This is a genomic window from Sporosarcina sp. P17b, from assembly GCF_002743115.1.
Lineage (GTDB): Bacteria > Bacillota > Bacilli > Bacillales_A > Planococcaceae > Sporosarcina > Sporosarcina ureae_C.
This window is the reverse complement of record NZ_PDYP01000002.1, coordinates 36,808-49,381: the sequence shown is the minus strand read 5'-3', so window position 1 is coordinate 49,381 and position 12,574 is coordinate 36,808. Positions and strand designations below refer to the sequence as shown.

Below are 12,574 nucleotides of genomic sequence, written 5' to 3'. Positions count from 1 at the left end.
GTGTACCGCGTCACCGTGAACTGAACCCCAAATGATAGACACTTTAAAAAGTGACTCCATTTGGGGTTTTTATATGTCACTTCTTCTGTATACTAAAGGTAACTATTCGGATCAAAGTGTTTTAAGTGAGTGAAATATTTTTCAATGAACATCAACGTAAAATGTTAAAATTAAATCCAAGTGTTCACTATGTCTCAGATTGGACTATTCAACACATACCCGAATTTTATTTTTTTACTGTCAAGGAGATTTGGTCCCTCACAAATATTTCTCTAACTTCCGGCAGAAGACCCCTGTTAAATAGAATGAATCGTTCATTGCCCCCATGAGTAAGCGTAAGATGAATGTCGGTTGGTACTAGCCAAAGTATATATTCATCTGCTATAATTAGAACATACATTCCCGTTAATAGAGATGATATTATTAATTATATTAAAGGAGGTCACGTTATGGTTTTTTCAAAATACCTGGCAAGTATCGATCATCCCGACCATCGTGAACGGATGGAGGAAGTACTGAAGTGGGTTGCTAATGAATTTCCCGATTTGGAACCGGTCATCAAATGGAATACACCAATGTTTTCTAATCACGGCACTTTTATAATTGGTTTTTCCGTAGCAAAGCAACATATGAGCATCTCACCCGAATACGCAGGGATCGCGAAATTTGCAGATGATATTGCGCAACACGGCTACAGTGCAACTAAAGGCTTGTTTAGAATTCAGTGGAATAAGCCAATCAATTACGAACTGCTTAAGAAAATTATTGAGTTTAATATAGAGGATAAAATGGACGTTACGAGCTTTTGGCGGAAATAGACAAGCGAAACTACCCCCTGATATTTTAATCATTCTGGCAAAACCATTGAAGAGCAAATAGAGAATAGCTACTCTCAAAGAATTGTTAAATAAACGTCTTCTAATCACCCTTAAACCGGCAATTAAGACTCTAAGAAATTGTCTTGATTAATTTATTTAGTAATTCAATTTTACTAGTAATCCATTCTGTGAAATGCTACCCTCCGAGAGTAGTGAGGGATAGAAGGCGCAAGAGGAAGACATACTAATTACTACTGATAAGTTAAAAATGGGTATATATCAAAATCTAGCTGCTTTTAATTATCGGAGTAAGAACTATTGGATATAAATGGGGAACATGTTCTGTACTAAAAGGAGGAGGGAAAAGATGGGAAGAGTAGTTCACTTTGAAATTCACGTAGACGACATGGAAAGGGCACAAAAGTTTTATGGGGATGTATTCGGATGGACCTTTCAGGACTGGAGTGAGTATGCAGGAATGCCTTACTACGGAGCAGTGACTGGTGATAGTGACCTTGGAGTGGATGGAGCATTAATGCAACGTCAAGGTCCACGTCCAGAACGTAACCAACCACTAAATGGCTATGCTTGTACTATAGGAGTCGATAATTACGATTTAACGGAAGCGAAAATTATTGATGGTGGAGGCAGTGTTGCATTACCTAAATACGCGTTGCCAGGAATGGCTTGGCAAGGCTATTATTTGGATACCGAGGGTAATGTTTTTGGGCTTCATCAACCAGATAAAAATGCAAAATGATAATGTTTTTTTGTGGGGAATATAATCTTAAACTAAAGAGACGTTTTGTTCTGCAATGATTTTAATGGATTTATTTGCAGATCAACTACATTAGTTTTGATTAAATTAAAGGAGTGGTAGAATATGGCTGTTGATATTTATTTAACGTTTAATAGAAATTGCCGTGAAGCTGTTGAATTTTATACAGAGGTTTTTGAAACAGAAAAACCTAATATTATGACTTTTGGGGATCAATCATCAAATCCAGAATACCTTCTTCCAGAAGAAGCCGAAAACTTAATTATGCATACTCGCTTAGCTATCGAAGGTAGCACTGTGATGTTTTCAGATACGTTCCCTGGTTCTCCTTTCACGCTTGGCAACAATATAAGCCTAGCTTACCAATGCACCGAAGTGAAAAAGTTACAAAAGATTTACGAAAAACTAAAAAAAGGTGGAACTGTTGGGATGGAGCTCCAAGAGACATTCTGGGCAAATCTTTATGGTAGTATCACTGATAAATTCGGTGTGATTTGGCAATTGAGTGTAAACAAAGAACTCGCAGCTTATTAATAGCGCTCAATTTAAACTGCTTAATAATTCGTGATTTATTTGTATTGATTAGCTGTTTCAACTATATTTCATACATTCATTAATGAATGAAAAAAATTATGACTACGATAAATTGCTATTGATCAATACAATAATTAAGTATAAGGGGTGTAAGTATGAGTAAAGTTTCATCTACAAGTTTGAAAATGATAAGAAATTTTGAAGTGGCACCTGAAATAGTATTTGATGCTTGGTTAAAACCAGAAATGATGAGAAAATGGTTCTTCACGTTGGAAGGAACGAATAAAGTGACTCGAAATAATCCTCAAGTGGGCGGTACTTGGGAAATTATTGACCACAGAGGAGGACAAGATTACCGTGCGATTGGCGAATACCTTGAACTTGATTCTCCTAAAAAAATCAAACTCACTTTTAAGATGCCAGAAATGAGCGATTTAGAAGATACGCTAACAGTTGAGCTAAAAGAGCTAGAGAAAGGCTGCGAGATGACATTCTTACAATTGATCCATGTTGCTCAAGAATTGAATTCGACAGATCCTGAGATTAAAATAGCACTTGACGAAATGCGTGATGGTACTGAAGTAGGCTGGAATTATATGTTTATGGGACTGAAGGAATTAGTTGAAACAGGTGAAGTTAGCTACAAAGGGTAATACATGTTGAAATAGCTAGTTAAAATAGTTTAATCAAAAATAAATTTAATGTAAAGAAAGGGAAGTTATATATGAAAGACGTCAAACCTTTTTTAATGTTTCAAGGCGGTACCGCAGAAGAAGCTATGAAATACTACACTTCACTCATCGAGGATTCAGAAATTAAAAGTATTATTCGATACGGAGCGGAAGGGCCTGGTGAAGAAGGTACAGTCATACAAGCGGTATTTTCGTTAAAAGGACAAGAGTTCATGTGTATCGACAGCCATATCGATCATGAGTTTACGTTTACGCCATCATTTTCTATTTATTTAACATGCGATTCTGAAGAGGAAATTGACAGACTTTATGAAAAAATGATGCAAAATGGTACAGCACTCATGCCTTTAGATAACTATGGCTTCAGTAAAAAATTCGGATGGCTGAATGACCAATTCGGAATTTCTTGGCAGTTGAACTTACTAGAGTAATGTAAAAGGAATTTGAGATATTTCACAATCGGTTGCTTAATTGAAAGCCTAGACACACTTTTTATTTTGTAAACAAAATAATGTACAATTAAACGCTGACCCCATTTATTTAATATAAATGAGGCCAGCGTTTTTCAATTAACAATATTACGAGAGCGTCATGAAGATATTTACAGTTTCAAGAAATTTTCTACCGTTTTGTTTCGAAAAGAAGATATGTTAGATGCTTAGCGATAATAATATATTAATAAACGAAATATATTTATTGTTAATCGATAAATTAAGTGTTAAAGTGAAATTTACAATATAGAAAATAAATGAGGTGCGTTTTATGAAACGAGGAACAACGCTATTCTTAAAGTTAGCTGTTATATTTATAGGAATTCCAGTTCTAGCTTTATGCATATTTTTATTGCCGCAGTTAGCGTATGAGGCAAGCGAAGCTGCAGGTAGAGGTTGGGATTTTGCATATGTGGTATATAGTATTTTAGCAGTCATGTATATTTCGGTGATTCCATTTTATTTCGCATTATATCAGACCTTTAACTTATTAAACTTTATTGATAAAAATCAAGCTTTCTCTGAGATATCTGTTAGGGCTTTAAAAAAAATTAAATACTGTGCGATCATAATCAGCGGCTTGTATGCAGTAGCTCTTCCATTCGTCTTTATCATGGCGGAGATAGATGACGCTCCGGGTCTCGTTATAGTCGGAATGATCCCTATCTTTGCATCCATAGTGATTGCCGTTTTTGCTGCTGTTTTGCAAAGGCTTTTAAAAGAAGCGATAGATATAAAAGAGGAAAATGATTTAATAGTCTGAGCTGAGGTGAATAACATGACAATTATAATCAATATTGATGTAATGTTAGCTAAGAGAAAAATGAGTGTTACAGAACTTTCCGAGCGAGTTGGAATTACAATGGCCAATATTTCAATACTGAAAAATGGAAAGGCGAAGGCCATTCGACTTTCAACTTTGGACTCGATTTGTAAAGCTTTAGAGTGTCAGCCTGGCGATATATTAGAATACAAAATGGAGGAAGATACAGTAAGTCCAGATTAGAAAGTAAGTGAATGTAATAATTTTATAAAAAATTTTAAAAATATAGAGCACTTCCGTGGAATATGGAATGTTCTATATTTTTGTCTATAATAAAATAAATTTATATCACTGTCAGTCTAGCTTTCTTGAAACTATGATTTCTAGGTAGAGAAAAATAGGTAATCGCGATATGATAGGGATAGCTCAAACTTTATTATACTTTGAATAAAGTTTGTTATTCGTACAGATCAACGAGTGGGTAGAGGTTAAGGGGGAATTAGTTTGGATATTTATCAGGAATTTTCAGCCCGACATTTTGGGGCATATTTAGATTCGGAAGAGTTTCTGGATTATATGCTGCGTCAGTGGTTGCTAAAAGGGCGTCACTTGGATGTTTGTCATGTCATCGACCATCCTTCGTTTACGAAAGTAATTAACGAATGCAGGGATGATGACCGATATGCATTGCTCGTAGAACTATCTGACTTGTATGAGAGTGAAATTACGCTAGCGAGTCAATATAATGAAACGTTGCTCGCACTAGCTTATGGTGAAGATTTCGATCCTTTTGAGCTGGATCAAGACACGAAGGCCAAAGGAGATTGGAGATATCATCTGTGGTTCTATTTCTTCAATAATGAAGGACATGTGGCAGAGTCTTGGGAGTTATTCAATAAAAAGATCTATCCATTATGTGCAACATTGATTCATACACGTGCCGATCACATGCAGACACTAGCGAGATATTTTAATGAGCTTTGTGTTTTAATGGAAAAAACAAGGGATCCGGATATTTTGGAAAGTGTTACGAAAAAGACCATCATGAATCTGTATGATCTATTTCTGCAAGTCGTCCATAACGATACATTGATCGACTTCGCGACAAAGCGGAGTTTTTGTGAGCGTTTGATTCATATGATGAAATATAAGGACATGCATAGCGTCGGGCTGGAATTCTATATCACGTTTAACGATCTATTTGATTTAAATGATATTCCGACTGTCATTAGTCTAGTGAATCTTTCCAAGTCTGCACATGATTATCACGCCGTACATGTTCTTCATGGAGATATACAAGCAGTTCAATACCGTATTGAAAAATATAAAGGGGATATCGTTTCCCAATTAACAAAGATTTCCGAGTACATTTTACGAATGAAGAATGTTATTGAAGAGCAACATGGCGGGAAAATCAATGAAGATTCCTTTATCCAGGCCGATTTCAACTTCTTCTTTTATGAATGTGAAATTGAAGAAATGTGTACAGCGAATTTTTCTGAATTACCGTTTGAAGATCAAGAGGTGATGTTAAGAAACTTATTAAATGCAATGATTTGTTTTTATAAAGCAGATAAAACATTGACGTCTGAAGAAGGGAACACGAAGGAGCCTGCGCTAAATTTACTAATTGGCTGGGAACTGGGCAATGAAGGCATGAAGTTGAGAAATCGTGTTCTGTCATTAATACCTGACGAAGGAATCACGTACCGTGAAATCATGATTTCCGATGCGTTAATACAATTGGATGAATTCTTGACAGAGTTTTACTTGGATGACTTATCCCATGAAGTAGAAGCGGTCATACAAAAGGCAGAACAATACGATCTGAAACCAATCGACCAAAAGCAGGCGATGGTTTTGTTGGAAGAATCCTTTACATCATTGCACTCCCATAGTGCGTTACTCTTCACAAAATCAGAAGAAGAACGTTTTGAAAAAGCAGGATCTCAATTATCACGTTTAGTAAAATCACAAGAAGTAAAACGTCTATTGCCTTCTGCTGAAGCAAAGTGGCATGAATTGACTAAAGACATGCCACTAGACAATCAGCAACCGAGTCAGAAGCTCGCTTTTGTTATCGCGGATTATGTAAAAGCAGTAGAAGAGTTTCTCAGTCATGTTCTGATTAAAGCGAAGGCAGAAAAAGAGAATATGCCTTTACTAGATGTAGTGATACCTGAAACAGGATTAACTTCTGTTGAAATCGGTAGTGAGCAATACTATCACTATATTACGCTCGGAAGTCTTTATCATTATTTAAGAGAAAATGGTACAAGCTTGTTAAAAACGGATGCAGATAAACTAAAAGTTGTAGAATATATGACGCGTTGGGTACATACTGTTCGTGCTTCATCTTTTGACAAGAACAGTGAGTTATCAATTGAAAAAGCTCACGTTTTGAGAAGAGAAACATTAGTCGTTCTAAGACGTTTGCTGGCAGATATGTCGAATTAATCCCTACACTTTAAATTAACTTCGAGTCTAAAATGAATTTATTGACTATATACCCGCAGGGGTATATAGTTTATTTAAGGTTAATTACAAAACAAGGGGATGGCAAAATGAAATTTGTTATCATTGGCGGAGTAGCAGGGGGAGCATCCACAGCTGCGCGAATTCGACGTATGGATGAGCAAGCGGAAATTATTATGTTTGAAAAAGGACCGCACGTATCTTTCTCCAACTGTTCTTTACCGTTTTATCTCAGTGGGATTGTGGAAGATAGCGATAAGCTCGTATTAATGGATCCAGTAGCATTTAAAAATAAATATAATATCGAAGCGCGTGTCAGACAAGAAGTAACAGCGATTAATAGGAAAGAAAAAACTGTGACCATTTTGAATATGCTGACAGGTGAAATGTATGAAGAAAGCTACGATCGACTAGTGCTATCACCTGGAGCGAGTCCAATAGTGCCGAATCTAGAAGGTGTCAATTCAAAACATGTCTTTACAGTTCGCAACGTGGAAGATATAGAGCATCTGCAAAATTATATTCAAACAAAAGATATCAATAATATTGCGGTAATTGGCGGAGGGTTCATCGGAGTCGAAGTAGCAGAAAACTTAAAGCTCGCTGGACGAAATGTATCGTTGATTGAATTTGCCAATCAAATCATGATGCCTTTTGATTATGATATGGTTCAAATTCTGCATAAGGAAATGATTGATAAAGGAATCGATGTAATAGTTGAAGATGGTTTAGCTAAAATAACTGATACAGACGTTACGTTGAATTCTGGTAAACAAGTAGAAGCACAGGTCGTTGTTTTGGCCATTGGTGTTCGCCCTGAAACAAGACTAGTAGAAGAAGCAGATTTGGAAATCGGTGAGCTTGGCGGTATAAAAGTAGATGCTAATTACCGAACAAGCGACAGTTCAATCTATGCTGTTGGTGATGCGATTGAAGTCTACCATCAACTTCTTCATAAACCAACAAGACTGGCTCTAGCGGGACCTGCACAGCGTCAGGCGCGTGCCGCGGCGGATCATATGTATGGAATACCTCATCAAAATAAAGGTGTCATAGGCTCTTCGAGTATACAGATTTTCGACTTGGCAGCAGCCTCTACAGGTCTCAATGAAAAAATGGCGACACAAGCAGGAATCCAACATGACAGCGTGTATATAATCGCTGCTGATAAAGTTTCATTAATGCCTAACAGTAATCCACTTCACTTCAAATTAGTGTTTGAAGTACCAACAGGAAAAGTATTAGGGGCTCAGGCAATTGGTAAAGGAAATGCGGATAAGAGGATTGATGTCATCGCAACTCTCATTTCAATGGGTGGAACGCTGGAAGATCTAAAAGAACTAGAGTTGACCTATTCGCCTATGTATAGCACAGCTAAAGATGTCGTCAATCTCGCAGCACTTGTTGCATTGAATATATTATATGGTCGTTTTAATCAAGTTCATGTATCCGAAGTGCGTGAATTGGTAGAGCAAAACGCTGTAATTATTGATGTGCGTGAAGAGAATGAATTTGCGAATGGTCACTTAGTGAATGCGATAAACATACCACTCAGCCAGCTGCGCGACCGCATGAATGAAGTGCCAAAGGATGTACCGGTCTATGTTCATTGCCGATCTTCACAACGCAGTTATAACGCGTTAATGGCGTTGCAAAATAGTGGTTTTGATAATATTGTCAATATCTCAGGTTCATTCCTAGGCATTTCTTTGTATGAATACTTTAATGATGTAGTATCGGATAGGGAGAAAATTTTGACAGCTTATAATTTTAATTAATTATACTTTGCAGCCTACGTTCCTTTAAGGAATGTAGGCTTTTTTAATGAATTTAAATCAGTAGTAGCTCGTATTATATTTTGATATAATAATCTAGTGAAATGAGGTTTATGAGGGAGCTATAAAGGGCACAAGCAAAGTAGAGGAAAGTAAGGAGATCACTTTATGAAAAAATTTGCATTATATGCATTTTGTTTGTTCTTTTTTGCAGCAGGAATTGGACACTTTGCATTGGAGTCATTCTTTACAGGGGCCATGCCCGAATGGATACCATTTAGAAAAGCCATTGTTTACATATCAGGTATAATGGAAATTGCATTGGCTGTCGGTTTATTTTTGAAGAGAACGCGCTATGTTACTGGTTTTTTAATTGCGGTATTTTTAGTTCTTGTATTACCGGTTAATATTTATATGGCACTCACAGCAGAAAATTATGATTTGCCTGCAGCGGCATTGTGGATTCGACTTCCATTACAATTCGTATTAATTTGGTGGGTGTTGAAGGTTCGAAAAGTATAAAAGCGAAAGAACACGCAAAACCAGTGATGGTTTTGCGTGTTCTTTTATTGTGCTTCTAGATAAGCATTCCTTATCGTCAAATATTGACCATCCGTTACGTTAATAGACGTTTCACCTTCTACTACATCACTTACGAGAAGGTCTATCATATCTTGTCTGCTGTTTTTACTGATTTCATAAAAACCTATATCGTTTTGATCATCCACCTTCAAAGTGTGTGTACCGGCGGGGATATCTGTTCCTACTTTATATTGTCCATCTTTGTATATTCCGTTAGCTGGTTTAATATCAGGTGCAGAAGCTACAGGATACATTTCTCCACCTTTTAATGTGAAGTATTCTCCATGCAATAGTGTTACATACGTGTGGGAACGACCATCTAGTGCAACGTTGAACACAATACTGTCAGGATTCCCCGATTGATCTTTTGTGTTTTCGAGTAGCGTAATGCCGTTAGAAAAAACGAGATATTCACCTGGTTCAATATCAGCCCCCACCTGATAGGTACCATCTTTTATTGGTGTCGTAGCTGCCGAAGTAGGTTGTTTTTGTGGTTCGGGTGGCTTAGGTGCAGATGTTGACGGTTGTGCTTTTGGTGTGCTTTGAACGTTTTTAGATGAATCTGTATCGGGATTTGTTGATTGTTCATTTTTTGATTCTTCGCGATTTGGCACTTCTTTATCAGTGGCTTCAACTTCAGACTGATCTTTCTTAGACTCTTCTTGAAGTACAAGTTCCTCACTAGGTTCCTCAAGTGTGTCCGGTGTCGAAGTGTCAGTAATCATAGGTTCTTTCATCACAGTTTCAGTTATCTCTTTGTTGCTTACGATCGCTATAATCAACGCGAACAATAATACAGCTGCACCAACAGCTGCCCAACTTAATTGTTTTTTGTTCATATAGTATGTAACCTCACTTTTATCATGATAACCATATGATACATGATAGTCTGTGGTAGAATCTACTTATAGGGTATTTTTGGAAAGCTGAAAATCATTAGTTACTTATAAATCGATAGACAGTCAAAAGTGATAAATTAGAAACGTAAAAAGCGAGACGAGTATGCGAGCTGTCGAATAAGAATACAATCTCCCACCTCAATAGATGAGAGATTCTTTTAGGTGATATTCTTTACTAGATACTCTATATGAATGAATCCAAAAAATAATAGTATTATGTAAAATGAAATATATAACGTATAGCTTAAAGGGGGTTGTTCGACTAATGATGACTTTTGAATTCCAAGAATGTCTTCCTTCATTGCCGATACCTGAATTGGAAGACACGAAGAGAAAATTGCTTGAAGCGATTGAACCATTGATAAGTGAAGGGGAATTCCACGAGACAAAAAAAGTGGTGCAACAGTTTTTTGAAGAAAATGGAGACGCACGAAGGCTCCAAGAAAAGCTTGGGATTTGGCGAGATAATGCTGAAGGCAGTTGGCTAAAACCATTCTGGGATGATGTATACTTAACCTACCGTGGTCCTTTACATATAGGCAGTAATTTCAATGTATTAGTCGAGAATCAGCACTACGCACCTCGTACAGTGGCAGAGGTGGCGGGTAAAGTGGGTCGATCGATAGCAGAGTTTTATCATTCTATTCTAGCTGAAGAAACCCCTCCTGAAATGGTGCGAGGAGTGCCACTTGATATGAGCCAATATCCTAACTTTTTTCGGACAGTCAGAGTCCCTAAATTGCATCGAGATGAGCATTACGTGGCGGAACCGTCGAAAGTGGAAAACTATATTAGTTTGATGATCAATGGAAATGTCTACTTGATTCCTGTAACCAATTCACAAGGTATAATTTATTCCAGTAAGGCATTGTCGATTGTGATTGAAGGAATTCTCTCATTAGCTGAACCAGCAGGACCAAACGTAGGGATTTTCACAACTGCAAGCAGAAATGAAGCGGCAAGTATTTACGAACAGCTTTTAGTAAGTGAGGTCAATGCTGAAAGTTTACAAAAAGTAGCAGATTCATTGGTCGTACTATCGATAGACAAAGAAAGTATGAATTCTAATGAAGCATTACAAAACTTAGTATTCAGTGGCAGAAACAAATACTTTGATAAGACGCTACAAATTGTCATTACTGAAGCGGGTGAACTTGGATACAGCATAGAGCATACGGCAATGGATGGGACCACAATATTTGCAGTCATCCAATACGTGCAAGAACAGCTTATGTCGATTGATCAAGAAGATAACAAAACGAACGAACAACCAGTAGCCAAAAAGTTAGAATGGGTACTTTCAGCTGAAATAATAGAAAAGTTAAGCGTATTAGAAGTAAAAAATGATAGAACCATTCAACATTATGTAATCAACGTACAAAATTTTGATGCGTTCGGTACGGATGAAATAAAGCGACTTGGATTCAGTCCAGATTCATTTTTTCATATGGCCCTACAAGTAGCTCAATACAAGACGTTCGGTATGATGCGTAGCACATATGAGGCGGTGTCGATGCGTTTGTTTAATGAAGGAAGAACTGAGTGCATACGACCTTCAAGCTCAGAGAACCTGGCACTAGCGAAAGCGATAGTTGTGGAACAACAAGAACCTGTTTTAATCTATCAATTGATGCAAAAGGCAGGCTCGGCGCATTCCATTCGCTTAAAAGAAGCAAAAAAAGGTTTTGGTGTAGAGAGGCATCTTTATGGATTACAGAGGATCTTTGAGACGTATCAAGCCGAGCTGGATATGGAAAAATTCCCTGCATTATTTACTGATCCTGGTTATTTGACGATGCGTCATGATTTTATTTCCACGAGCAATATGACAAGTCCGGAAGTCAAAAGTTGTGCGTTTGGACCAGTAGTGGAAGATGGCTATGGAATTTTCTATGTTTTGCTGAAAGATCGGTTGATCATAAATCTGTCTAGTTATAGTCGGAATGAAGAAAAAGCTAGGCTCCTTGCGGAAAATCTGGATGAGGCATTGAAAGAATTAAGGGGAATTGCATTGGCTGTTATGTAAGATGAAGATTTGGCTGATAAAGAGTTTATATTTTTATCACGAGAAAAGAAATCAGCAATCTAGCCGGATTAATGGTATACTAGCCAAGTATAATTTACAAGCGAGTAGGTGAAAGATATGATAGAAGTAAAACTTTCTCCAATTGGCGAAGGCGAATTCAATAGGGGTGTATTCGCGAAATGCGATATCAAAGAAGGGCAGCTATTACACGAAGCGCCTGTGATCTCCTATCCAAACGAACAACATCAACATATCGAGAAAACGGTTCTTGCTGATTACGCTTTTGAGTATGGAGCTAACCATACAGCGGTACTACTTGGCTACGGAATGTTATTCAATCATTCCTACGAACCGAACGCGACATATGACATTAATTTCGACAATCACACATTTGATTTCTTTGCGTATAGAGATATTAAAGCTGGAGAAGAGATTTTGATCAACTATAATGGCGATGTGGATGATGATGAGCAATTATGGTTCAATGAAGATTATGATGGTACGGCCAACGATTAATAAATCATGAGAACGCTTTGATGCGATGTATAGTCAAAGTGTTTCTCGTTTTTATCATGTCTCAGTAGCTCAGCTGGATAGAGCAACGCCCTCCTAAGGCGTAGGTCGGGGGTTCGAATCCCTTCTGGGACGTCAAATACGTGTCTACGATTTTAGTGCACTTGAGAAGTTAGTATGTAAATCTAACTTCTTAAGTGCACTTTTTTGCATTTTCATATAATGCGC

General features: G+C 37.3%; 13 protein-coding genes and 1 tRNA gene. 13 read left to right on the top strand and 1 reads right to left on the bottom strand.

Annotated elements, in window-relative coordinates; genetic code table 11:
- Positions 1–449 precede the first annotated feature (449 nt).
- The 10 genes from CSV76_RS02265 to CSV76_RS02220 all read left to right on the top strand — a co-directional run bounded on the left by CSV76_RS02265 (position 450) and on the right by CSV76_RS02220 (position 8,848).
- Positions 450–818, top strand: coding sequence for an iron chaperone (locus tag CSV76_RS02265; RefSeq protein ID WP_085426463.1), 369 nt, complete (start codon positions 450–452; stop codon positions 816–818).
- A 367-nt stretch (positions 819–1,185) separates the two neighbouring features.
- On the top strand, positions 1,186–1,578 hold the full coding sequence (locus CSV76_RS02260; RefSeq protein WP_099624638.1) for a VOC family protein: 393 nt from the start codon (positions 1,186–1,188) through the stop codon (positions 1,576–1,578).
- A 123-nt stretch (positions 1,579–1,701) separates the two neighbouring features.
- The gene (locus CSV76_RS02255; protein WP_099624637.1) at positions 1,702–2,130 is read left to right on the top strand and encodes a VOC family protein; all 429 of its coding nucleotides are present in this window, start codon (positions 1,702–1,704) and stop codon (positions 2,128–2,130) included.
- A gap of 155 nt (positions 2,131–2,285) precedes the next feature.
- A complete protein-coding gene (locus CSV76_RS02250) occupies positions 2,286–2,783 on the top strand; it encodes an SRPBCC family protein (protein WP_085426460.1) in 498 nt (165 codons plus the stop codon).
- Between the two features lie 71 nt (positions 2,784–2,854).
- Positions 2,855–3,253 (top strand): VOC family protein, encoded by a 399-nt coding sequence (locus CSV76_RS02245; RefSeq protein WP_099624636.1) that lies wholly within the window; start codon positions 2,855–2,857, stop codon positions 3,251–3,253.
- Between the two features lie 331 nt (positions 3,254–3,584).
- Positions 3,585–4,076, top strand: coding sequence for a DUF2975 domain-containing protein (locus CSV76_RS02240; protein WP_085426458.1), 492 nt, complete (start codon positions 3,585–3,587; stop codon positions 4,074–4,076).
- Between the two features lie 15 nt (positions 4,077–4,091).
- Positions 4,092–4,319 carry a helix-turn-helix domain-containing protein gene (locus CSV76_RS02235; RefSeq protein WP_085426457.1) on the top strand — a complete coding sequence of 76 codons (228 nt, stop codon included), beginning with the start codon at positions 4,092–4,094 and terminating at the stop codon, positions 4,317–4,319.
- 261 nt (positions 4,320–4,580) lie between these two features.
- Positions 4,581–6,533: a hypothetical protein gene (locus tag CSV76_RS02230; protein WP_099624635.1), complete on the top strand. Its 1,953-nt coding sequence runs from the start codon at positions 4,581–4,583 to the stop codon at positions 6,531–6,533.
- Between the two features lie 107 nt (positions 6,534–6,640).
- Complete coding sequence (locus tag CSV76_RS02225; protein ID WP_099624634.1) at positions 6,641–8,329, top strand: FAD-dependent oxidoreductase; 1,689 nt, start codon at positions 6,641–6,643, stop codon at positions 8,327–8,329.
- Between the two features lie 165 nt (positions 8,330–8,494).
- Positions 8,495–8,848 carry a DoxX family protein gene (locus CSV76_RS02220; RefSeq protein WP_099624633.1) on the top strand — a complete coding sequence of 118 codons (354 nt, stop codon included), beginning with the start codon at positions 8,495–8,497 and terminating at the stop codon, positions 8,846–8,848.
- A gap of 44 nt (positions 8,849–8,892) precedes the next feature.
- Here CSV76_RS02220 and CSV76_RS02215 read toward each other — a convergent pair whose 3' ends face one another.
- Entirely contained in the window at positions 8,893–9,747 is an 855-nt protein-coding gene (locus CSV76_RS02215) for an Rv1352/Rv1906c domain-containing protein (RefSeq protein ID WP_099624632.1), read from the bottom strand.
- A gap of 325 nt (positions 9,748–10,072) precedes the next feature.
- On the opposite strand from CSV76_RS02215, the gene CSV76_RS02210 reads away from it, so the two are divergent.
- From CSV76_RS02210 to CSV76_RS02200, 3 genes are all read left to right on the top strand, one after another.
- Positions 10,073–11,833 (top strand): choline/carnitine O-acyltransferase, encoded by a 1,761-nt coding sequence (locus tag CSV76_RS02210; RefSeq protein WP_158232729.1) that lies wholly within the window; start codon positions 10,073–10,075, stop codon positions 11,831–11,833.
- A gap of 117 nt (positions 11,834–11,950) precedes the next feature.
- Positions 11,951–12,349: an SET domain-containing protein gene (locus CSV76_RS02205; RefSeq protein WP_085426451.1), complete on the top strand. Its 399-nt coding sequence runs from the start codon at positions 11,951–11,953 to the stop codon at positions 12,347–12,349.
- A gap of 58 nt (positions 12,350–12,407) precedes the next feature.
- A tRNA-Arg gene (locus CSV76_RS02200) sits at positions 12,408–12,481 on the top strand.
- Positions 12,482–12,574: the final 93 nt, after the last annotated feature.